The sequence below is a fragment of the Kitasatospora sp. LaBMicrA B282 genome, from assembly GCF_050325825.1.
Lineage (GTDB): Bacteria > Actinomycetota > Actinomycetes > Streptomycetales > Streptomycetaceae > Kitasatospora.
Genome location: NZ_JBNQTI010000016.1, coordinates 46,537 through 68,148, shown reverse-complemented (window position 1 = coordinate 68,148; position 21,612 = coordinate 46,537). Strand labels below are relative to the sequence as shown.

Genomic DNA, 21,612 nt, shown 5'->3' with positions numbered 1-21,612 from the left:
GGTCCGCCCCCGCGGGTGCGGGGGCGGACCGGGCCGGGAAACCTGCCGTCAGGCGTCAGGCGTCAGTGCGAGTGGCCGTGGCCGTGCGAGTGGCCGGCGGCCTCCGCCTCGTCCTCCTTCTTCTCCACCACCAGGGTCTCGGTGGTGAGCAGCAGGGAGGCGATCGAGGCGGCGTTCTCCAGGGCGGAGCGGGTGACCTTGACCGGGTCGATGACGCCGGCCTTCACCAGGTCGCCGTACTCGCCGGTGGCCGCGTTGTAGCCGTGACCGGCCTCCAGGTCGGCGACCTTGGAGGTGATGACGTAGCCCTCGAGGCCGGCGTTCTGGGCGATCCAGCGCAGCGGCTCGACCAGCGCGCGGCGGACCACCGCGACACCGGTGGCCTCGTCGCCGGTCAGCCCCAGGCCGTCCTCCAGCACCTTGGCGGCGTGCACCAGCGAGGCGCCACCGCCGGCCACGATGCCCTCCTCGACCGCGGCGCGGGTCGCGGAGATGGCGTCCTCCAGGCGGTGCTTGCGCTCCTTGAGCTCGACCTCGGTGGCGGCGCCGACCTTGATCACGCAGACCCCGCCGGCCAGCTTGGCCAGGCGCTCCTGCAGCTTCTCGCGGTCCCAGTCGGAGTCGGTGGCGGCGATCTCGGCCTTGATCTGGGCGACCCGACCGGCCACGGCCTCGGAGTCACCGGCACCGTCGACGATGGTGGTCTCGTCCTTGGTGATGGTCACCCGGCGGGCGGTGCCGAGCACCTCGACACCGGCCTGGTCGAGCTTGAGGCCGACCTCCTCGGAGATGACGGTGGCACCGGTGAGGGTGGCCAGGTCGCCGAGGATGGCCTTGCGGCGGTCACCGAAGCCCGGGGCCTTGACGGCCACCGCGTTGAAGGTGCCGCGGATCTTGTTGACCACCAGGGTGGAGAGCGCCTCGCCGTCCACGTCCTCGGCGATGATCAGCAGCGGCTTGGCCGCGCCGCCCTGCAGGATCTTCTCCAGCAGCGGGAGCAGCTCCTGGATCGAGGAGATCTTGCTCTGGTTGATCAGGATGTACGGGTCCTCCAGGACCGCCTCCTGACGCTCCTGGTCGGTGACGAAGTACGGCGACAGGTAGCCCTTGTCGAACTGCATGCCCTCGGTGAAGTCGAGCTCCACGCCGAAGGTGTTGGACTCCTCGACGGTGATCACACCGTCCTTGCCGACCTTGTCGATCGCCTCGGCGATCAGCTCGCCGACCTGGGTGTCCTGGGCCGAGAGCGAGGCGACGGCGGCGACGTCGTCCTTGCCCTCGATCTCGCGGGCGATCGAGAGCAGGTGCTCGGAGACGGCGGCGACGGCCTTGTCGATGCCCTTCTTCAGGGCGGCCGGGCCGGCACCGGCGGCGACGTTGCGCAGGCCTTCGTTGACCAGGGCCTGGGCCAGCACGGTGGCGGTGGTGGTGCCGTCACCCGCGACGTCGTTGGTCTTGGTGGCCACCTCCTTGACCAGCTGCGCGCCGAGGTTCTCGTACGGGTCGTCCAGCTCGACCTCGCGGGCGATGGTGACACCGTCGTTGGTGATCGTCGGGGCACCGAACTTCTTGTCGATGACGACGTTGCGGCCCTTGGGGCCGATGGTCACCTTGACCGTGTCGGCCAGCTTGTTGACACCGCGCTCCAGCGAGCGGCGGGCGTCCTCGTCGAACTGCAGGATCTTCGCCATGATTCCGTCTTCCTCAGGAAATTGCGTTACGTGACGTCAGGTGCTGCCAACAGCCGCGCCCCGGCCCCTGTCACACCTGACACGGATCCGGGGCGGGCGAAACGAACCCTTGGGGTTCGCCGGCTGCTTACTTCTCGATGATGGCGAGAACGTCGCGGGCCGACAGGACCAGGTACTCCTCGCCCTGGTACTTGACCTCGGTGCCGCCGTACTTCGAGTACAGGACGACGTCGCCGACGGCGACGTCGAGCGGCAGACGCTGGCCGTCCTCGAAGCGGCCCGGGCCGACGGCCAGGACGACGCCCTCCTGGGGCTTCTCCTTGGCGGTGTCCGGGATAACCAGGCCGGAGGCCGTGGTGGTCTCGGCGTCGAGCGGCTGGACCACGATGCGGTCCTCAAGCGGCTTGATGGCAACCTTGCTGCTGGTGGTCACGTCCGAGCTCCCCTTCGGAGATTACGGGGTTGTCTAACAGGTAGGTGGGCGACCGGCGGCCTGCCGTCGCGGGGGTCAGGCCGGTACTGTCGCGTTAGCACTCCCCCGGGGGAGAGTGCCAGGAACGACCTTAGGCCGCGGTTAGCACTCAGTCAACCAGAGTGCCAACGGCGCGCCCGGGAATTCCGGGACCCGGGACAATGTGCAGGTGGAGACCGAGATCATCGACGCGCTGCTGACCCCCGAAGGCCGGCAGCTGCTGGCCCAGACCCGTGGCTGCACGCCCGGCGAGGAGCTGGCGCTGGCCACCCGGCTGCGCCGCGACCACCCGGCGGAGCTGGTCTCCGCCGCCCTCGGCCAGGAGCGGCTGCGGCAGCGGGCCCGGGCCAAGTTCGGGGACGACGCCGAACGGATGTACTTCACCCCCGACGGCGTGGAACAGGCCACCCGCCGCACCGTGGCCGACTGGCGCGCGCAGCGGTTCGCCGCGCTCGGGGTGCGCCGGCTGGCCGACCTGTGCGGCGGCATCGGCGGCGACGCGATCGCCCTGGCCCGGGCCGGCATCGCGGTCACCGCGGTCGACCGGGACCCGGTGACCTGCGCGGTGGCCGCCGCCAACGCCGCCGCACTGGGCCTGGCCGACCTCGTCGAGGTGCGCTGCGCCGACGTCACCGAGGTGGACACCGCCGGCTATGACGCGGTCTTCACCGACCCCGCCCGGCGCGGCGCCCGCGGCCGGATCTTCGACCCGGAGGCCTACTCGCCGCCGCTCTCCTGGGCGATCGAGGCCGGCCGGGCCACCCGGTTCGGCGCGCTCAAGGTGGCCCCCGGCATCCCGCACGAGGCGGTGCCCGCGGACGCCGAGGCGGAGTGGGTCTCGGACGGCGGCGACGTCAAGGAGGCGGTGCTCTGGTTCGGCACCGGCGCGCCGGCCGACGCCCCGCACCGGGCGACGCTGCTCGGCGGGCGACTGCCGGGCGGCCACAGCCTGACCGGCGGCCGGCTGCCCGACCCGCCGGCCGGCCCGCTGCGGCGCTACCTCTACGAGCCGGACGGCGCGGTGATCCGCGCCCACCTGGTCGCCGAGGTGGCCGACCTGCTCGGCGGCGCGACCCTGCTCGACCCGCACATCGCCTACCTGACCTCGGACCGGCTGACGCCCACCCCGTACGCCGCCGCCTACGAGATCACCGACGAACTCCCGTTCAACGTCAAGAAGCTCAAGGCGCTGCTGCGCGAGCGGGCGGTCGGCACCCTGGTGATCAAGAAGCGCGGCTTCGCGGTCGAGCCGGACGAGCTGCGGCGCAAGCTCCGCCCGCAGGGGCCGAACGCGGCGGTGGTGCTGCTCACCCGGATCGGCACCACCCCGGTCATGCTGCTGGCGCGCGAGCTCCGGCAGCCGTAGAGCGGCGGCCGGCCGGTCCCTCGGCGTCCGGTCCCTCGACGGACACTCAGCCGGCGGGCGCTCAGCCGGCGGACGGTCAGCCGGCCGGCGGGGCCTGGACGTAGTCCTCCAGCCGGCCCACCGCGAAGCCCTGCTCCTGGATCCGGCTGAGCAGTTCGCCGAACATCTGGGTCATGGTCTCGCCCTTGAGGTCCTTGGGCCCGCGGAAGTGGGCCAGGATGATGTCGCCGGGCCTCAGCTTCTTGTCGGCGGCCTGGTACTGCATGTCGTGGATCTGCATGCTCTCGCGCCACAGCACGACGGCCCGCGGACCGCACTGCTGGACGGCGTTGTTCAGCGTCGCCGAGTTGGCGCCGTCGCCGTAGGGCGGACGGAACAGGAACGGCGCCGTCCCGTACTGCTGGGTGAGCACCTGCTGGTCGCCGCAGACCTCGCTCTTCTGCACCGCGGCCGACTTGGTGCTCATCGCCGGGTGGTGCAGCGTGTGGTTCTGGATGTGGTTGCCGGCGGCCTGCAACGGCTTGAAGTAGCCGTAGTCGTTCTTGATCGCGTCGTCCATCAGGAACATGGTGATCGGGACCTTCAGGTCGCTCATCATCTGGATGAACTGCGGGTCCTTCTCCTCACCGTCGTCGATGGTCACGAAGACCACCTTGTCGGTGGTGGGGATGTTGCTGATCACCGGCACCTGGCCGGTGCGGGCGAGCTTGACCGGCTTGTCGGCCGGCGGTTGCGGCGCGGCGGGCAGCGGCTTCAGGTTCCACTTGGCCCAGGCGGCGTCCGACACCTGACCCGCGGCGGCCGTGGCGGACGCGGCAGCGGACGGGGAGCCGGCGGCTGCCGGGGCCGCCGGGACGGCCTGGCTCGGCTCCGGGGCCGCGTTCTTCGTCCCGCCACCGCTGCCGCCGCAGCCGCTGACCGCCACCGCGGCGGTCAGCGCGAGCGCCCCCGCCGTGCCCGCCGTCCACCGGCTCCGGTGCTTGCTCGTCACGGCGTCCCGCCCCCTCGCTCGTTCCCGCCGGCCGACCGTTCCGTCCGACCCGCCCCGCTGTCCGGTGACCCACCCCGGGCCACCGCCGTCGTTCGGCTCCGAACGCTACCGCTCCTCGACCAGGTACTCGCTGCGGAAACCCCAGCGGTGCACCGGACGGGCCAACAGGTCCGACGGCGGCTCGGCCGGCGCCGCCGGGTCGACGCCCGCCGGCCACCAGCTGATCACCAGCACCCGGTCCCCCGGCGCGCTGAACAGCTCGACCCGCGCCGCGCCGGCCGGCAGCGCGTGCTCCCGGGCCCAGGCCAGCAGCTCGGCGCCGCGCCCGGCGGCCGCCTTGGCCTCCCACATCGACGCCTCGGTCGGCCCCGCCCCCGCCGTGCTCACTGCTCGCCGCCGTCCAGCGCGCGGTACGCCGCGCCGTGCACGTCGCCGTGCGCCGCGGCCGGCACCGAGACCTCGGTGACCGGCAGCGAGGAGTCCGCCGAGAGGTCGAAGGAGGAGGCCGGCCGGTTGCGCCAGACCATCTCCGCGCCGAGCGCGGCCACCATCGCCCCGTTGTCCGTGCACAGGCCCGGGCGCGGCACCCGCAGCCGGATGCCGGCCCGCTCGCAGCGCTGCTCGGCCATCGCGCGCAGCCGCGAGTTGGCCGCCACCCCGCCGCCGATCATCAGGTGGTCCACGTCGTTGTCCCGGCAGGCCTTGATCGCCTTGCGGGTCAGCACGTCGGTGACCGCCTCCTGGAAGGAGGCCGCGACGTCCGCCACCGGCACCTCCTCGCCGGCCCGCCGCTTGGCCTCCACCCAGCGGGCCACCGCGGTCTTCAGGCCGGAGAAGGAGAAGTCGTACTCCGGGTCCTTGGGGCCGGTCAGGCCGCGCGGGAAGTGCACCGCCTTGCGGTCGCCCTCCCGGGCCATCCGGTCCACCACCGGGCCGCCCGGGAAGCCGAGGCCGAGCACCCGGGCCACCTTGTCGAAGGCCTCGCCGGCCGCGTCGTCGATGGTGGCGCCGAGCGGGCGCACGTCGGAAGTGATGTCGCCGGTGAGCAGCAGCGAGGAGTGGCCGCCGGAGACCAGCAGCGCCATCGTCGGCTCGGGCAGCCGGCCGTGCTCCAGCTGGTCCACGCAGATGTGCGAGGCGAGGTGGTTGACCCCGTAGAGCGGCTTGTCCAGCGCCCAGGCGTAGGCCTTGGCGGCGCTCACGCCGACCAGCAGCGCGCCGGCCAGGCCGGGGCCGGCGGTGACCGCGATGCCGTCCAGGTCGCTCGCCTTGATCCCGGCGGTGTCCAGCGCGCGCTGGATGGTGGGGACCATCGCCTCCAGGTGCGCCCGGCTGGCGATCTCCGGGACCACGCCGCCGAACCGGGCGTGGTCGTTGACGCTGGAGGCCACCGCGTCGGCCAGCAGGGTCGTGCCCCGCACGATGCCGACGCCGGTCTCGTCGCAGGAGGTCTCGATGCCCAGGACGAGCGGTTCGTCAGCCATGGTCTTCCTCGGTGTCGTTCTCGTTCGGCTCGTGCTCGGTCGGCTCGCCGTCGTTCGGCTCCGTGTCGATCGGCTCGCCGTCGATCGGCTCGCTGTCGATCGGGACGGTCGCGTCCGGGTCGGGCGCGTCCAGCCGGTCCAGCTTCATCACCAGCGCGTCGACGTTGGCCGGCTGGTAGTAGCCGCGCCGGATGCCGACCGGGGCGAAGCCGAAGCGCTCGTAGAGCCGCTGCGCGCGGAAGTTGTCGATCCGCACCTCCAGCAGCAGTTCGGTGCAGCCGCGCCGGGCGGCCTCCTCGATCAGGTCGGCGAGCAGCGCCGCACCCAGCCCGCGGCCCTGGTAGCGGTCGTCGACCCCGATGGTCTGCACGTCCGCCTCGGCGCCCACCGCCATCAGCCCGGCGTAGCCGACGATGACGCCCTCCTCGGTGGTGGCCACCGTGTAGTGCCGGCTGCCGCCGGGGTGCGCGTCGGCCAGCTCCGACCAGTACATCCCGGCCGACCAGGCGTCCTCGGGGAAGAGCAGCGGCTCCAGCTCCAGCACCGGGGCGATGTCCCACCAGCGCATCGCACGCAGCGTGATGCGCGCGGTGCGGGTCCCCGCGGTCACGCCGGCAGCACCGCCTTGTAGCCGGCGGGCACCTGGGCGTCGGGGCGGCGCAGGTAGAGCGGCAGCGGCGGCAGCAGCTCGCGCCCGGCCGCCAGCTCGTGCACCGCGAAGTCGGCCAGCGCGCCGGCCGACAGGTGCTCGGGGCCGTGCGCGCCCGGGAAGGTCTCCGGGTAGAGCAGTGCGCCCGCGCCGACCGAGACCTCGCGGCGGGCCAGGTCGCCGGGCCGGTCCACCGCCGGGCCCTCGACCCGGCGCCCGGCGGCGTCGTAGTCGGCCCAGTAGACCTCCTTGCGGCGCGCGTCGGTGGCCGCGGTGAACGGGCCGGTGCGCCCCTGCCCGCGAGCCTGGTGGGCGATCGCGTCCAGCGTGCAGACGCCGTGCACCGGCAGGCCGAGCGCGTGGCCGAGCGCGGCGGCGGTGGCCAGGCCGACCCGCAGGCCGGTGTAGGGGCCGGGGCCGACGCCGACCGCGAGCGCGGTCAGCTCCCGCTTGTCCACGCCCGCCTCCGCGAGCACCCGCTCGATCGAGGGAAGCAGCAGTTCGCCGTGGCGTCGGGCGTCGACCTGGTAGGTCTGCGCCAGGACGGCCGCGCCGTCGTGGACGGCGGCGGTGACGGCAGGGGTAGCGGTGTCGAAGGCGAGCAGCAGCACGGATCCAGGTTAGAGGGTCGCCGGAGCGTCCCCGGCGCCGACCGCTCCTCGACCCTTTGTCCTGATACGGAACACACGTTCAACGGGTCCCGGCTGCCGCTGCGGAACCTGGCACGATGGGGCGCACGACAGGTGGAGAGCCCGACGGACAACCCGACGAACAAGTGGAGTGCGCGGTGGCGATCAAGGGTCCTGCAATCGCGGTCGCCGGTCTGACCCTGAGCGCGCTGGCGGTGGTCACCCTGCTCGCCGTCCAGGCCGAGGGCACCGCCGGCAAGGCCCTGGCCGCCCAGCCGCCGCCCAGCGCGAGCGGCACGCCGGGCGACTCGCCGAGCCCGAGCGGCTCCGCCTCCCCCGGCGTGCCGCCGCTGCCCAAGGCGGCCGAGGGCGGCACCCGGCGGGTGGTCTACTCGATCGGTGCCCGCGAGGTCTGGCTGGTCGACCCGAAGAAGACCCCGGAGGTCCAGGCCGCCTTCCCGGTCACCGGCGGCTCGGTCAACCCGACGCCCGGCAGCTACACGGTCTACAGCCGCTCCGCCACCGCCAGCGGGACCGACGGGCGGCAGATCGAGCACGTGGTCCGGTTCACCCAGCAGGGTGGTGTGGTCTTCGGGTTCAGCGCGGCCCTGGACGAGGCCGCGCCGAGTCCCGACCCGAAGGGCAAGACCGGCGGGATCCGGACCGACCGGGGTGACGGTCAGACGCTCTGGGACTTCGCCCCGATGGGCACCCGGGTGCAGGTGGTCGGCTGAGCCGGCTCGCCCGGCGCCGGCGGGGTGCACACCGCGGCGGCCGCGGCGGTGGCGGCGAGCAGCCGGTCCATCGGGACCCGCTCCGGATCGAGGTGCTGGCGGGTCGGCCGGCTCGGGGCGGCGGCGGGGGTGCTGCTCTGCATGGCGGACTCCCTAGTTAGGCACACCTAACTGCAGGGTCCATCCCACCACGGCGGCGACGACCGCTGCAACACGTTGCCGACACGCTGTCGGAAAGTTTCGCCGACGCGGCCCGGCCGATCAGTCGGCCAGCCCCGCCAGGTCCACCCCGTGCCAGCGGCCGCCCAGGCCGCTGAGGGTCACCCGGCGCAGATCGGGACCGACCTCTTCGGGGGTCTCCTCGGTGGCCTTCTCGGGGGCCTCCTCGGGGGCCTGCTCGGCGCCGCCCAGGGCGCGCTCGATCCGCACCTCCAGCCGGTCCTCGGAGAGCTGCTCGACCTTGCCCTCGCCCCACTCGACCACGATCACCGACTCGGGCAGCGAGACGTCCAGGTCGAGGTCCTCCATCTCGTCCAGCCCGCCGCCGAGCCGGTAGGCGTCCACGTGCACCAGCGCGGGCCCGCCGGCCAGCGACGGGTGCACCCGGGCGATCACGAAGGTCGGCGAGGTCACCGCGCCGCGCACCCCGAGCCCCTCGCCCAGCCCGCGGGTCAGCGTGGTCTTCCCGGCGCCCAGCTCCCCGGAGAGCAGGACCAGGTCGCCGGGCCGCAGCACCCCGGCCAGCCGGCGGCCGAGGCCGGTCATCTCCTCGGGCGTGGGAACGGTGAGAGTGGTGTGGACGCCCATGGCTCCTCTTCGTCTGTGCTGCTCGCTGCTCGGCTGTGCCGCGCGCCGCGTAGCCCCGGTGGGACCGTCGCTGCGCCCAACGGTGCCACATCACGGCGGCAGCGCGGTGTGCCGCGGCTCAGCCGAGCGGGCCGCCCGCCTGCCGGATCAGCTCCAGCAGCCGGGTGTTGACCTCTTCGGGGCGCTCGAGCATCACCAGGTGCCCGGTGCCCGGGACCAGCACCAGACGGGCCTCCGGCAGCGCGGCGGCGATCGCCTCGCTGTGGCCGACCGGGGTGAGCAGGTCCTCGGTGCCGGCCAGCACCAGCACCGGCAGGTCGGCCAGCGCGGCCAGCGCGGCCGCCTTGTCGTGGACCGCGAACGCCGGGTAGAACTCGGCGACCACGTCGATCGGGGTGCTGTCCAGCAGTTGCTCGGCGAACCGGGCGACCGCCGGGTCGACGTCCCGGCCGTCACCGCCGAAGGAGAACCGGCGGTAGAAGACCGCGGCCACGTCCGAGCCCAGCCGGCGGGTCGCCTCGACCAGGCCCACCTGGCTGCCCAGCAGCCGCACCACGCCCGGCCCGACCCGGCGCCACACCCGGCTGCCCACCGGGGGCAGGCCGAAGGTCACGGTGTCCCAGCCGCCGGCCGTGGTGCCGATCAGCGCCATCCCGGCCACCCGGTCGCGGAACAGCTCGGGGTGGCGGTCGGCCAGCGCCATCACGGTCATGCCGCCCATCGAGTGGCCGACCAGCACGATCGGCCCGGTCGGCACCAGGGCGTCCAGCACCGCCCGCAGGTCCTCGCCCAGCTGGTCGATCGAGGCGGGCTCACCGGCCAGGTAGGAGCGCGAGCGCTCGGAGCGGCCGTGGCTGCGCTGGTCCCAGAAGAGCAGCCGCACCCCGTCGGAGCGCAGCGCGGCCCGCTGGAAGTGGTACACGTCCTGGTTGAGGCAGTAGCCGTGGCAGAAGACCACGGTCAGCGGGGCGTCGGCGGGACCGTCCAGCTCGCAGTGGAGGGCGGTGCCGTCGGCGGCGGTCACGGTCCGCGGCCGGCCGCGCAGCGAGCCGAAGGGGGCGGCGGCGTCCAGCCGTTCGCGGGCCCGTCGACGGGCCCGGCCCAGGGTGAGGCGTTCGATCGCCACCCCGGCCGCCGCGCCGGCGGCGGCCACGCCGAGCGAGAGGCCGATCAGGCCCGCCCGACTGACGCCCCCACCGGCCTCCTCGCTCACCCGAGCGCCCCGGTCCCGCCCAGGTAGCGGCGCGGCACCCGGGAGCCGATCCGGGTGACGATCTCGTAGGCGATGGTGCCGCTGGCCCGGGCCCAGTCCTCGGCGGTCGGCTCGCCGCGCTCGCCGTTGCCGAAGATCAGCACCTGCTCGCCGACCTCGGGGGTGTCGCCGCCCAGGTCCACCACGAACTGGTCCATCGCGACCCGGCCGGCCACCGTCCGCCACTTGCCCGCCACCTGCACCTGGCCGGTGGAGCTGGCGTGTCGCGGGATGCCGTCGGCGTAACCGACCGGCACCAGGCCCAGGGTGGTCTCGCCCTGGGTGTGGTACTGGTGCCCGTAGCTGACGCCGTGCCCGCCGGGCACCTGCTTGACCAGCGCCAGCCGGGCGCTGAGCGACATCACCGGGCGCAGCCCGAAGTCCGCCGGGGAGCCGACCTCGGGCACCGGGGAGACCCCGTACATCGCCAGCCCGGTGCGGACCAGGTCGTAGTGGCTCTCCGGATACAGCAGGGTGGCGGGCGAGTTGGCGAGGTGCCGGACCTCGGGCGCGGCGCCGGCCCGCTCGGCGTAGGCCAGCATCGCGGCGAAGGCCTCCTGCTGGGCCCGGACCGAGGGGTGGCCCGGCTCGTCGGCGCAGGCGAAGTGCGACCAGATGCCGACCACCTGGAGCAGCCCCTCGGCCTCGGCCCGCAGCGCCGCGCCGACCAGCTCGGGCCAGTCGTGCGGCTGACAGCCGTTGCGGCCCAGTCCGGTGTCGGCCTTCAGGTGGACCCGGGCCGGGATGCCGGTGGCGCGCACCGCCTCCAGCAGCTCGGTCAGCGCCCACTGGCCGCTCACCGAGACGTCGATGCGGGCCCGCAGCGCCTGGGCCCACGGGCCGCCGGGCGTCCACAGCCAGCACAGGATCCGCGCCTGCTCGGGGGCGATGCCCGCGGCCCGCAGCGCCAGCGCCTCCTCCGGCGTGGCGGTGCCGAGCCAGCGCACCCCGGAGGCCAGCGCCTCCAGGGCGCAGGGCAGCGCGCCGTGGCCGTAGCCGTCGGCCTTCACCACGGCCATCAGGTCCGCGCTCGGCGCCTTCCCGCGCAGGGCGGCGAGGTTGCCGCGCAGGGCGGCCAGGTCGACGGCCACCTCGGCGCGCACGCCCTCGGCGAGCATGGTGGTCCCGGTCGTCTTCGCAGTTGTCATCGGACTCAGTCTCCCAGACCTTCGGCGGGCACCGCCCGACCCCCCTGGACTGCGTCCCGCCAGGCGGCCGGCAGCGCGGCGGCGACCTCCTGCGCGGTGATCGGCGCACCGGGCGCGCCGGCGGCCAGCCGGCCCGCCAGGCCGTGCAGGTAGGCGGCGGCCGGGGCGGCGTCGAAGGGGGGCAGTCCGGCGGCGAGCAGCGCGCCGGCCAGCCCGGCCAGCACGTCGCCGCTGCCCGCGGTGGCCAGCCAGGCGGTCCCGGTGGGGTTCACCCGGGCGGTGCCGTCCGGCCGGGCGACCACCGTGGTGGAGCCCTTGAGGAGCACGGTCGCGCCGTACCGGGCGGCCAGCTCGCGGGCGTGCCGCAGCCGGGCGGCGGCCACCCGGTCGGCGGTGGTGCCGTCGCCGAGCAGCCGGGCCGCCTCGCCGGCGTGCGGGGTGAGCAGGGTGGGGGCGGTGCGGCCGGCCAGGGCGGCGGGGCCGCGGCGGGCCAGTTCGGTCAGCCCGTCGGCGTCCACCAGCACCGGGACCTCGCTCGCCAGCGCGTCGTCCAGCGCCTCGGGCGTGTCGTCGCCGGAGCCGGGGCCGACCACCCAGGCCTGCACCCGCCCGGTGGTGAGCAGCACCTCGGGATGCCGCCGCACCACCTCCTCGGCCGGCCGACCCTGGTAGCGCACCGCACCCGCGCCGCCGTGCAGCGCGCCGGCCACCGCGAGCAGCGCCGCCCCCGGGTAGCGCTCGGAGCCGGCCAGCACGCCGAGCACCCCGCGCCGGTACTTGTCGCTCTCGGTGCCCGGCACCGGCAGCAGCGCGGCCAGGTCGGCGTGCTGCAGCGCCTCGACCGGTGCCGCCGGCGGGCGCAGCCCGATCGGCACCAGCTGCACCACCCCGGCGTACCCGGCGCCCGGGTCGATCAGCAGGCCGGGCTTGTGGGTGCCGAAGGTGACGGTCACGTCCGCCCGCAACGCCTGCCCCGCCACCTCGCCGGTGTCGGCGTCCACCCCGCTGGGCAGGTCCACCGCGACCAGCAGTCCGGTGCGCGGCGCGCGGGCGTAGGGCTCGGCGGCCGGGCGCAGGCCGCCGCGGCCGCCGATGCCGACGATCCCGTCCAGGATCAGGTCGGCGCGGCGGAAGGCGGCCGTACCGGTCTCGGGGTCGGTGAGCAGCCGGCCGCCGGCCGCCCGCACCGCGGCCACCCCGCCGGGGTGCGCCCGCTCGGGGCTGAGCAGCACCGCGTCGACCGCCGCGCCGCGCCGGGCCAGCCGGGCCGCGGCGAGCAGCGCGTCACCGCCGTTGTCGCCGCTGCCGGCCAGCACCAGCACCCGGCTGCCGTAGACCCGGCCGCGGCGGCGGACCAGCAGCCGGGCGCAGGCCGCGGCCAGGCCGGCGGCGGCCCGTTCCATCAGCGGCTGCCCGGCGAGTTCGGCCTCGGCGGCCCGGACCTGGTCGACGGTGTGAGCTAGGCGCATGGCGCTGAAACTACCCTTCGGCGACGACCATCGCCGTGGCCACGCCCGCGTCGTGGCTGAGCGACAGGTGCCAGCGGCGCACCCCGAGTTCCGCCGCCTTGGCCGCCACCGTGCCGGTGACGTGCAGGAAGGGACGGCCGGAGGGCTCACTGTGCACCTCGCAGTGGTGCCACTCCAGGCCGGGTGGAGCGCCGAGCGCCTTGGCCACCGCCTCCTTGGCGGCGAACCGGGCGGCGAGCGAGGCGGCCGAGCGCTGCTGCCCGTCGGGCAGCAGCCGCTCGGCCGCGGTGAAGAGCCGCTCGCCGAGCCCGGGGGTGCGGGTCAGCGAGGCGGCGAAGCGGTCGATCGAGGCGACGTCGGTTCCTACTCCGATGATCACCCGACCGACGATAGCCGGTGCTACTCCACCGTCACCGACTTGGCGAGGTTGCGCGGCTGGTCCACCTCGTGGCCCTTGGCGGTGGCCAGCTCGCAGGCGAAGACCTGCAGCGGCACGGTGGCCACCAGCGGCTGGAGCAGCGTCGGGGTGGCCGGGATCCGGATCAGGTGGTCGGCGTACGGCACCACCGCGTCGTCGCCGTCCTCGGCGATCACGATGGTCCGCGCACCGCGGGCCCGGATCTCCTGGATGTTGGAGACGATCTTGTCGTGCAGCAGCGAGCGGCCGCGCGGCGAGGGCACCACCACGACCACCGGCAGCCCCTGCTCGATCAGCGCGATCGGGCCGTGCTTGAGCTCGCCCGCCGCGAAGCCCTCGGCGTGCATGTACGCCAGCTCCTTGAGCTTGAGCGCGCCCTCCAGGGCCACCGGGAAGCCGACGTGCCGGCCGAGGAAGAGCACCGAGCGGGCGTCGGCCAGCGACCGGGCCAGCTCGCGCACCGGCTCCATGGTGCCGAGCACCTGCTCGACCTGGCGCGGCGCGTCGGACAGCTCCTGGATCACCGCGGAGATCTCGTCGCCCCACTTGGTGCCGCGCACCTGGCCGAGGTAGAGCGCCACCAGGTAGCAGGCGACCAGCTGGGTGAGGAAGGCCTTGGTGGAGGCGACCGCCACCTCGGGCCCGGCGTGGGTGTAGAGCACCGCGTCCGACTCGCGCGGGATGGTCGAGCCGTTGGTGTTGCAGATCGCCAGCACCCGGGCGCCCTGCTCGCGGGCGTGCCGCAGCGCCATCAGGGTGTCCATGGTCTCGCCGGACTGGGAGATCGCGACCACCAGGGTGCGCTGGTCCAGGATCGGGTCCCGGTAGCGGAACTCGGAGGCCACCTCGACCTCGCAGGGGATCCGGGTCCAGTGCTCGATCGCGTACTTGGCGATCATGCCGGCGTGGAAGGCGGTGCCGCAGGCCACGATGACGACCTTGTCGACCTCGCGCAGCACCGAGTCCGGTATCCGCAGCTCGTCCAGGGTCAGCCGGCCGTCGGTGCCGATCCGGCCCAGCAGGGTGTCGGCGACCGCCTTCGGCTGCTCGGCGATCTCCTTGAGCATGAAGTAGTCGTAGCCGCCCTTCTCGGCGGCCGAGGCGTCCCAGTCCACGTGGTACTCGCGGACCTCGGCCTGGTTGCCGTGAAAGTCGGTCACCCGGACCGCGTCGGCGGTCAGTTCGACGACCTGGTCCTGGCCCAGCTCGATGGCCTCGCGGGTGTGCGCGATGAACGCGGACACGTCGGAGGCCAGGAAGTTCTCGCCGACCCCGCGGCCGACCACCAGCGGGGAGTTGCGCCGGGCGCCGACCACCGTGCCGGGGGCGTCCGCGTGCACCGCGACCAGGGTGAAGGCGCCCTCGAGCCGGCGGCACACGGTGCGCATCGCCTCGGCCAGGTCGCCCTGGTAGGACTCGGCGAGCAGGTGGGCGACCACCTCGGTGTCGGTCTCCGAGCGCAGCGTGTGGCCGCGCTCGGTCAGCTCGGCCCGGAGCTGGGCGAAGTTCTCGATGATCCCGTTGTGGACCACCGCGACCTTGCCGTGGTCGTCCAGGTGGGGGTGGGCGTTGGCATCGGTCGGGCCGCCGTGGGTGGCCCAACGGGTGTGACCGATGCCGGTGGTGCCGCCGGGGAGGGGGTTCTCGGCGAGCGACTTCTCCAGGTTGACGAGCTTTCCGGCTCGCTTGTCGGTGGCGAGAGCCCACTGCCCCGTGGGGTCCGCCGTCAGCACGGCCACACCTGCCGAGTCGTACCCTCGGTACTCCAGGCGCTGCAGCCCTGCGATCACTACTTCGAGCGCGGGCTGAGCGCCCACGTAGCCAACAATTCCGCACATATGTGTCAGCATAAGGGCGCGCCCCGGGCCAGAGGTGCGCCAGAGTTTCACCCGGGCCGTCCTGGTGGCCACCCCCAGTGACCGACACCACAGCACCGCCCCCGTCGTCGACGGACCACAATGGACCACGTGCTGACCGAACTCTGTAGCCAGGGCGCCCCCTCGACGCCCAGCCCGTCGCCGTCGCCGTACGTCGACCTCTCCCGGGCCGAGTGGAGCGCCCTGCGCGACCGCACCCCGCTGCCGCTCACCGCGGCCGAGGTGGAGCAGCTGCGCGGTCTCGGCACAGCACTGGACCTGGACGAGGTCCGCGACGTCTACCTGCCGCTCTCCCGGCTGCTCAACCTCTACATCCACGCCACCCACGAGCTGCGCGGCGCGCTGGGCACCTTCCTGGACACCCCGGACACCGAGCGCACCCGGACCCCGTTCATCATCGGCGTGGCCGGCTCGGTGGCGGTCGGCAAGTCCACCACCGCCCGCCTGCTGCAGGCCCTGCTGGCCCGCTGGCCCGAGCACCCGCGGGTCGAGCTGGTCACCACCGACGGCTTCCTGCTGCCCAACGCCGAGCTGCGCCGGCGCGGCCTGATGGCCCGCAAGGGCTTCCCGGAGTCCTACGACCGCCGCGCGCTGATGCGCTTCGTGGCGGACGTGAAGGCGGGCCGGGAGCAGGTCAGCGCGCCGGTCTACTCGCACCTGGTGTACGACATCGTGCCCGAGGAGCGGCTGGTGGTGCAGCGCCCGGACATCCTGATCGTCGAGGGCCTGAACGTGCTGCAGCCGGCGCTGCCCGGCACCGACGGCCGCACCCGGCTGGCGGTGGCGGACTACTTCGACTTCTCGATCTACGTGGACGCCCGCACCGACGACATCGAGAACTGGTACCTGTCCCGCTTCAAGAAGCTGCGGGACACCGCCTTCCAGGACCCCAACTCCTACTTCCGCCGGTTCACCGAGGTGCCGGAGGAGGAGGCGATGGAGTACGGCCGCCAGGTCTGGCGCACCATCAACAAGCCCAACCTGCTGGAGAACGTGCTGCCCACCCGCGGCCGGGCCACCCTGGTCCTGCAGAAGGGCGCCGACCACAAGGTCCGCCGCGCGCTGCTGCGCAAGCTCTGAGCAGACGCTGACGGCCTGTGGGATCGACGCACCGCATGGCGTCGAACCCACAGGCCTTCAGGGCCTTCGGACCGTCAGATCGCCAGCTGCTCGCGGACCACGCCGGCCAGTTGCTCGGCCACCCGCTCGGCCTGGTCGTGGTCGGCCGCCTCGACCATCACCCGGACCACCGGCTCGGTCCCGGACGGCCGCAGCAGCACCCGCCCGGTGCCGCCCAGCTCCACCTCGGCGGCCTTGACCGCCGTGGTCAGCTCCTCGCAGCCGGCCACCCGGCCCTTGTCCACGCCCTTGACGTTGATCAGCACCTGCGGCAGCCGGGTCATCACGGTGGCCAGGTCGGCCAGCGGCTGCTTGGTGGCGGCCAGTCGGGCGCCCAGCATCAGGCCGGTCAGGGTGCCGTCGCCGGTGGTCGCGTGGTCCAGCAGGATCACGTGGCCGGACTGCTCGCCGCCCAGCGCGTAGCCGTGCTCCTTCATCGCCTCCAGCACGTAGCGGTCCCCCACCGCCGTCTCGACCAGGGCGATCCCCTCGCGCTCCATCGCCAGCTTGAAGCCGAGGTTGGCCATCACGGTGCCGACCGCGGTGTTGCCGCGCAGCGTGCCGGCCTCGCGCATGGCGACCGCGAGGATCGCGATGATCTGGTCGCCGTCCACCTCGTTGCCGTCGGCGTCCGCGGCCAGGCAGCGGTCGGCGTCGCCGTCCAGCGCGATGCCCAGGTCCGCCCGGTGCTCGCGCATCGCCTGGCGCAGCCCGTCCAGGTGGGTGGAGCCGACGCCGTCGTTGATGTTGAGGCCGGTCGGCTCGGCGCCCAGGGTGTAGACCACCTCGGCGCCGGCCCGGGCGAAGGCCTCCGGGGCCACCCGGGCCGCGGCGCCGTGCGCGCCGTCGATGACCACCCTGACGCCGTCCAGCCGGTTGGGCAGCACGGCCACCAGGTGGGCGACGTACTTGTCGAAGCCCTCGGTGTACTCGTGCACCCGGCCGACCTCGGCACCGGTCGGACGGGGGCGCTGCGGCTCGGCGCCGGAGACGTGGTGCCGGTAGTCGGCCTCGATCGCGTCCTCGATCGCGTCGTCCAGCTTGTGGCCGCCGCGGGCCAGGAACTTGATCCCGTTGTCCGGCATCGCGTTGTGGCTGGCGGAGAGCATCACGCCGAAGTCCGCGCCGAGCGCCCCGGTCAGGTAGGCGACCGCCGGGGTGGGCAGCACGCCGACCCGCAGCACGTCCACGCCGGAACCGGCCAGCCCGGCGATCACCGCCGCCTCCAGGAACTCACCGGAGGCGCGCGGGTCCCGGCCCACCACCGCCACCGGGCGCCGTCCGCCGCCCGCGTCGCCCAGCACGTGCGCGGCGGCCATCGACAGGCCCAGCGCCAGTTCGGCGGTGAGCCCAACGTTTGCCACGCCGCGTACGCCGTCCGTACCGAAGAGTCGTGCCACAGTCCCGTCCTTCGTTGCCGGCCACCGGGCGGAGGGGGGAGGGCCGCCGGGTGGGTAGGGGTCCCCGGCCGCCTGACCGGGCCGGGGAACACAACGCCCCGGAGCACGATAAGTGCTCCGGGGCGTGGGTCCCACCTGGGGGTGCGCACCAAGGGAGGTACGCACCCCGGGTGGTGACTAGCGCTTGCTGTACTGCGGGGCCTTGCGGGCCTTCTTGAGACCGGCCTTCTTGCGCTCGACGGCGCGGGCGTCGCGGGTCAGGAAGCCGGCCTTCTTGAGCGGGCCGCGGTTGTTGTCCACGTCCGCCTCGTTCAGCGCACGGGCCACGCCGAGGCGCAGCGCGTAGGCCTGACCGGAGACGCCGCCGCCCGCGATGCGCGCGATGACGTCGTAACGGCCGTCCAGCTCGAGGAGCTTGAAGGGCTCGTTCACGGTCTGCTGGTGCACCTTGTTGGGGAAGTAGTTCTCCAGGGTGCGACCGTTGATCTTCCAGGTGCCGGTGCCGGGGACGATGCGCACGCGGGCGATCGCCTCCTTGCGACGGCCCAGACCGGCGCCGGGGATGGCCTCGCTGAAGCGGCCGGCCAGCGACTCGGAGGTGTAGGACGACTCCTCGCCCTCGGAGGTGTACTCGGTGTACTCCTCGTCGAGCTCGATGTCCAGGGGGGTCTCGATGGCAGCGTTCTCGGCCACGTTGTTCCTCAGCTCTTCTTCGTTAGGGCTTGGTGGCCGGAATTACTGCGCGACCTGGGTGATCTCGAACGGCACCGGCTGCTGGGCAGCGTGCGGGTGCTGCGGGCCCGAGTAGACCTTCAGCTTCGAGAGCATCTGACGGCCCAGGCTGTTCTTGGGGATCATGCCCTTGATGGCCTTCTCGACGGCCTTCTCCGGGTTGTTCGCCAGCAGGTCGTCGTAGCGGACCGAGCGGAGACCGCCCGGGAAACCGCTGTGACGGTAGGCCAGCTTCTGGGTCTTCTTGTTCCCGGACAGGTGCACCTTGTCGGCGTTGATGATGATGACGAAGTCACCAGTGTCAACGTGCGGCGCGTAGATCGCCTTGTGCTTGCCCCGCAGGAGGTTGGCGACCTGGGAGGCCAGGCGGCCGAGCACGACGTCGGTCGCGTCGATGACGTGCCACTGACGCTGGACGTCGCCGGGCTTGGGGCTGTACGTACGCACGGTCGTAGCCTTCGCTTTTCAGTGAGTGTGTCTGACAGGAGCACTTGGGACGAGAGGATCAGCCTGGTCCGCTTGGACGCAATCAAGCGGAGCCGCTGGTCATCGACCAGTTTTGACTCCGGCGTACCGACCTCTCACGTGAGATGGAGCGAGCCAATACGCACAACAAGTGCTCAGCCTACCGGTTCGGCAAGGCCAGGCCAAATCCCGGCGACGATCGGCTCAACGGTCGCGGCGCACCCGGGTCTCGTCCCAGACCGGCTCCGGCGACTCGTAGACCCGCCCATCAGCGCCGAAGACCAGGAAGCGGTCGAAGGTCCGGGCGAACCAGCGGTCGTGGGTGACGCAGAGCACGGTGCCCTCGAAGGACTCCAGCGCCTCCTGCAGCGCCTCGGCGCTCTCCAGGTCCAGGTTGTCGGTCGGCTCGTCCAGCAGCAGTGCGGTGACCCCCTCCAGCTCCAGCTTGAGGATCATCAGCCGGGCCTGCTGGCCGCCGGAGAGCGACTCGAACTTCTGCTCCTCCTGCCGGTCCAGCTCGTAGCGGCGCAGCGCGCTCATCGCCGCCTTGCGGTCCAGCGCGTGCTCCTCCTCGACGATCGAGCGCACCGTGCGCCCGAACAGCTCGGGGTGGGCGTGGGTCTGCCGGAAGTGGCCCGGCACCACCCGGGCGCCGAGCTTGACCGTGCCGCCGTGGCGCACCGTCTCGTCGCCGGCCAGCAGCCGCAGGAAGTGCGACTTGCCGGAGCCGTTGGAGCCGAGCACCGCGACCCGCTGGCCGTAGAAGACCTCCAGGTCGAAGGGCTGCATCAGGCCGGTGAGCTCCAGGTTCTCCAGGGTGAGCGCCCGCACGCCGGTGCGGCCGCCCTTGAGCCGCATGGTGATGTTCTGCTCGCGCGGCGGCTCCTCGGGGCGGCCGGCCTCCTCGAACTTCTTCAGCCGGGTCTGCGCGGCCGCGTAGCGGGTGGCCAGCGCGTGGCTGACCGAGGCCGCCTGGCGCAGCGAGACCACCAGCTTCTTCAGCTTGGCGTGCTCCTCGTCCCAGCGGCGGCCGAGCTCCTCGAAGCGGGCGAACCGCTCCTTGCGGGCCTCGTGGAAGGAGTCGAAGCCGCCGCCGTGCACCCAGACCGAGCTGCCGCCGCCACCGAAACCGGTCTCCACGCTGATGATCTTGTCGGCGGTGCGGGAGAGCAGCTCGCGGTCGTGCGAGATGTAGAGCACGGTCTTGCCGGTGGCCTTGATGGCCTCCTCCAGCCAGCGCTTGCCCGGGACGTCGAGGTAGTTGTCCGGCTCGTCGAGCAGCAGCACCTCGTCCGGGCCGCGCAGCAGGCACTCCAGCACCAGGCGCTTCTGCTCGCCGCCGGAGAGCGTGTTCAGGCCGCGGAACTGGGCCTTGTCGAAGGGCAGGCCGAGCGCCGCGGTGGTGCAGACGTCCCAGTCGGTCTCGTAGTCGTAGCCACCCGCGTCGGCCCAGTCGGAGAGCGCCTGGGCGTAGGCCATCTGCGACTTCTCGTCGTCCTGCGCCATCATCGCCAGCTCGGCCGCGTCCACCGCCTTGGCGGCCGCCGCGATCCGCGGCGGGGCCACCGAGACCAGCAGGTCGCGTACCGAGGCGTCCGGCGGCAGCGCGCCCGGCGTCTCGCGCAGGTCCTCCCGACCGGTGGTGCCGACGAACTGGCGCATCACGCCGAGCCCGCCGGAGACCGTGACGGTGCCGCCGTGCGGCTGCACGTCCCCCGCGATCATCCGCAGCAGGGTGGTCTTGCCGGCCCCGTTGGCGCCGACCAGCGCGACCGCCGCGCCCTCGCCGACCCGGAAGGACGCGTCGTCGAACAGCACCCGTCCGTCCGGCAGGTAGTACTCCAGGTGTGAAATCTCGACGTGTCCCATGAGTGGGAATTGTCCTATGCCCCCCCGGGCCCACCAAATGGATTAGGGCTGCACCGGCTGCTGCCCGGGCAGCGTGCGCATCCGGCGGGCCAGCCGGTTGCGCTCGGCCAGCTGGTCGTCGGCCGGGTAGCCGACCTCCTCCAGGGTCAGCCCGTAGGGCCGGATCACGTTGACCGCGCTGTTGCGCACCCCGCCGCGCAGCACCTCGCCGGGGAACTCCACCGGCCGGTGCCCGTCGCCGACCAGCAGCATCGCGCCGACCAGCGCCCGGACCATGTTGTGGCAGAAGGCATCGGCCCGCACGGTGGCCACCGCGAGCGAGCCCTCCTGGGCCGCGTACGGGTCCACCGGCACCCGGTCCCAGTGCAGCTCCAGCAGGGTGCGGATGGTGGTCGCGCCCTCGCGCTTCTTGCAGTAGGCGGCGAAGTCGTGCTCGCCCAGCAGCAGCTCGGCCGCCGCGTTCATCCTCGCCAGGTCCAGCGGCCGGTCGTGCCAGAGCACGTGCCCGCCCAGCAGCGGGTCCACCCCGCCCGGGTGGTCGGCCACCCGGTACGCGTAGCGCCGCCAGATCGCCGCGAACCGCGCGTCGAAGCCGGCCGGCGCCTCGCCCACCCGGTAGATCCGCACGTCGGCGGGCAGCCGCCCGGCCAGCCGGCGCAGCAGCTTCTCGCCGTGCTGGGCCCAGACCTCCTCGGGCAGGTCCACGTGCGCGACCTGGCCGCGGGCGTGCACCCCGGCGTCGGTGCGCCCGGCCACGGTCAGCGGGAAGAGCTCGGGGCTGCGGGTGACCACCTGCAGTGCGCTCTCGATCTCCTCCTGCACGGTCCGCCGCCCGCGCTGGCGGGCCCAGCCGGAGAACTCGGCCCCGTGGTAGGCCAGGTCGAGCCGGATCCGCCGGTACCCCTCGGCCGGTCCGTCCTTCACCGGCGCCGGCTCGGCGCAGTCGTTCACCACTTCAACTCCTCTGGACCCGGGACGGGTCCGGACACGGGCCTTGACACTCGCTTGGCCTGGACACGGGCTTGGCCCGGACACGGGAA

The 21,612-nt window shown here is 73.5% G+C and carries 22 protein-coding genes; 3 read left to right on the top strand and 19 right to left on the bottom strand.

Going from position 1 to position 21,612, the window contains the following annotated elements; all coding sequences use genetic code 11:
• Positions 1-62: 62 nt before the first annotated feature.
• A complete protein-coding gene (gene groL / locus ACQRUO_RS07835; protein ID WP_428315001.1) occupies positions 63-1,691 on the bottom strand; it encodes a chaperonin GroEL in 1,629 nt (542 codons plus the stop codon).
• Positions 1,692-1,818: 127 nt separating this feature from the next.
• The gene (gene groES, locus ACQRUO_RS07830) at positions 1,819-2,124 is read right to left on the bottom strand and encodes a co-chaperone GroES (RefSeq protein ID WP_110670585.1); all 306 of its coding nucleotides are present in this window, start codon (positions 2,122-2,124) and stop codon (positions 1,819-1,821) included.
• Between the two features lie 208 nt (positions 2,125-2,332).
• Between groES and ACQRUO_RS07825 the strand changes: the two genes are divergently transcribed.
• Positions 2,333-3,529 (top strand): THUMP-like domain-containing protein, encoded by a 1,197-nt coding sequence (locus ACQRUO_RS07825; protein WP_428315000.1) that lies wholly within the window; start codon positions 2,333-2,335, stop codon positions 3,527-3,529.
• A 76-nt stretch (positions 3,530-3,605) separates the two neighbouring features.
• On the opposite strand, the gene ACQRUO_RS07820 is transcribed toward ACQRUO_RS07825, so the two are convergent.
• From ACQRUO_RS07820 to tsaB, 5 genes are all read right to left on the bottom strand, one after another.
• Entirely contained in the window at positions 3,606-4,520 is a 915-nt protein-coding gene (locus ACQRUO_RS07820; RefSeq protein ID WP_428314999.1) for a polysaccharide deacetylase family protein, read from the bottom strand.
• A 105-nt stretch (positions 4,521-4,625) separates the two neighbouring features.
• Positions 4,626-4,871 carry a hypothetical protein gene (locus ACQRUO_RS07815; RefSeq protein ID WP_428314998.1) on the bottom strand — a complete coding sequence of 82 codons (246 nt, stop codon included), beginning with the start codon at positions 4,869-4,871 and terminating at the stop codon, positions 4,626-4,628.
• 32 nt (positions 4,872-4,903) lie between these two features.
• Positions 4,904-6,004 (bottom strand): tRNA (adenosine(37)-N6)-threonylcarbamoyltransferase complex transferase subunit TsaD, encoded by a 1,101-nt coding sequence (gene tsaD / locus ACQRUO_RS07810; protein ID WP_428314997.1) that lies wholly within the window; start codon positions 6,002-6,004, stop codon positions 4,904-4,906.
• Positions 5,997-6,614: a ribosomal protein S18-alanine N-acetyltransferase gene (gene rimI, locus ACQRUO_RS07805; RefSeq protein WP_428314996.1), complete on the bottom strand. Its 618-nt coding sequence runs from the start codon at positions 6,612-6,614 to the stop codon at positions 5,997-5,999. The genes tsaD and rimI overlap by 8 nt, the downstream gene beginning before the upstream one ends.
• Entirely contained in the window at positions 6,611-7,264 is a 654-nt protein-coding gene (gene tsaB / locus ACQRUO_RS07800; protein WP_428314995.1) for a tRNA (adenosine(37)-N6)-threonylcarbamoyltransferase complex dimerization subunit type 1 TsaB, read from the bottom strand. Before tsaB ends, rimI begins: the two co-directional genes overlap by 4 nt.
• A 176-nt stretch (positions 7,265-7,440) precedes the next feature.
• On the opposite strand from tsaB, the gene ACQRUO_RS07795 reads away from it, so the two are divergent.
• Positions 7,441-8,016 (top strand): L,D-transpeptidase, encoded by a 576-nt coding sequence (locus tag ACQRUO_RS07795; RefSeq protein ID WP_428314994.1) that lies wholly within the window; start codon positions 7,441-7,443, stop codon positions 8,014-8,016.
• On the opposite strand, the gene ACQRUO_RS07790 is transcribed toward ACQRUO_RS07795, so the two are convergent.
• From ACQRUO_RS07790 to glmS, 7 genes are all read right to left on the bottom strand, one after another.
• Positions 7,962-8,159: a hypothetical protein gene (locus ACQRUO_RS07790; RefSeq protein WP_428314993.1), complete on the bottom strand. Its 198-nt coding sequence runs from the start codon at positions 8,157-8,159 to the stop codon at positions 7,962-7,964. The genes ACQRUO_RS07795 and ACQRUO_RS07790 overlap by 55 nt on opposite strands.
• 118 nt (positions 8,160-8,277) lie before the next feature.
• Positions 8,278-8,823 (bottom strand): tRNA (adenosine(37)-N6)-threonylcarbamoyltransferase complex ATPase subunit type 1 TsaE, encoded by a 546-nt coding sequence (tsaE, locus tag ACQRUO_RS07785; protein WP_428314992.1) that lies wholly within the window; start codon positions 8,821-8,823, stop codon positions 8,278-8,280.
• Positions 8,824-8,941: 118 nt separating this feature from the next.
• Positions 8,942-10,036: an alpha/beta fold hydrolase gene (locus ACQRUO_RS07780; protein WP_428314991.1), complete on the bottom strand. Its 1,095-nt coding sequence runs from the start codon at positions 10,034-10,036 to the stop codon at positions 8,942-8,944.
• Positions 10,033-11,193 carry an alanine racemase gene (alr, locus tag ACQRUO_RS07775; RefSeq protein WP_428315012.1) on the bottom strand — a complete coding sequence of 387 codons (1,161 nt, stop codon included), beginning with the start codon at positions 11,191-11,193 and terminating at the stop codon, positions 10,033-10,035. The genes ACQRUO_RS07780 and alr overlap by 4 nt, the downstream gene beginning before the upstream one ends.
• Positions 11,194-11,228: 35 nt before the next feature.
• Positions 11,229-12,692 (bottom strand): NAD(P)H-hydrate dehydratase, encoded by a 1,464-nt coding sequence (locus tag ACQRUO_RS07770; RefSeq protein ID WP_428314990.1) that lies wholly within the window; start codon positions 12,690-12,692, stop codon positions 11,229-11,231.
• A gap of 10 nt (positions 12,693-12,702) precedes the next feature.
• Positions 12,703-13,071: a holo-ACP synthase gene (locus ACQRUO_RS07765; protein WP_428314989.1), complete on the bottom strand. Its 369-nt coding sequence runs from the start codon at positions 13,069-13,071 to the stop codon at positions 12,703-12,705.
• Positions 13,072-13,091: 20 nt separating this feature from the next.
• Positions 13,092-14,948 carry a glutamine--fructose-6-phosphate transaminase (isomerizing) gene (gene glmS, locus ACQRUO_RS07760; RefSeq protein WP_428314988.1) on the bottom strand — a complete coding sequence of 619 codons (1,857 nt, stop codon included), beginning with the start codon at positions 14,946-14,948 and terminating at the stop codon, positions 13,092-13,094.
• Between the two features lie 120 nt (positions 14,949-15,068).
• On the opposite strand from glmS, the gene coaA reads away from it, so the two are divergent.
• The gene (coaA, locus tag ACQRUO_RS07755) at positions 15,069-16,067 is read left to right on the top strand and encodes a type I pantothenate kinase (protein WP_428314987.1); all 999 of its coding nucleotides are present in this window, start codon (positions 15,069-15,071) and stop codon (positions 16,065-16,067) included.
• 74 nt (positions 16,068-16,141) lie between these two features.
• On the opposite strand, the gene glmM is transcribed toward coaA, so the two are convergent.
• From glmM to truA, 5 genes are all read right to left on the bottom strand, one after another.
• Positions 16,142-17,506 carry a phosphoglucosamine mutase gene (glmM, locus tag ACQRUO_RS07750; RefSeq protein WP_428314986.1) on the bottom strand — a complete coding sequence of 455 codons (1,365 nt, stop codon included), beginning with the start codon at positions 17,504-17,506 and terminating at the stop codon, positions 16,142-16,144.
• A gap of 177 nt (positions 17,507-17,683) precedes the next feature.
• Positions 17,684-18,199 carry a 30S ribosomal protein S9 gene (gene rpsI / locus ACQRUO_RS07745; RefSeq protein WP_428314985.1) on the bottom strand — a complete coding sequence of 172 codons (516 nt, stop codon included), beginning with the start codon at positions 18,197-18,199 and terminating at the stop codon, positions 17,684-17,686.
• Between the two features lie 42 nt (positions 18,200-18,241).
• Positions 18,242-18,685 carry a 50S ribosomal protein L13 gene (gene rplM, locus ACQRUO_RS07740; protein WP_428314984.1) on the bottom strand — a complete coding sequence of 148 codons (444 nt, stop codon included), beginning with the start codon at positions 18,683-18,685 and terminating at the stop codon, positions 18,242-18,244.
• A 222-nt stretch (positions 18,686-18,907) separates the two neighbouring features.
• Positions 18,908-20,572 (bottom strand): ABC-F family ATP-binding cassette domain-containing protein, encoded by a 1,665-nt coding sequence (locus tag ACQRUO_RS07735; protein WP_428314983.1) that lies wholly within the window; start codon positions 20,570-20,572, stop codon positions 18,908-18,910.
• Between the two features lie 42 nt (positions 20,573-20,614).
• Positions 20,615-21,526: a tRNA pseudouridine(38-40) synthase TruA gene (gene truA, locus ACQRUO_RS07730; RefSeq protein ID WP_428314982.1), complete on the bottom strand. Its 912-nt coding sequence runs from the start codon at positions 21,524-21,526 to the stop codon at positions 20,615-20,617.
• Positions 21,527-21,612: the final 86 nt, after the last annotated feature.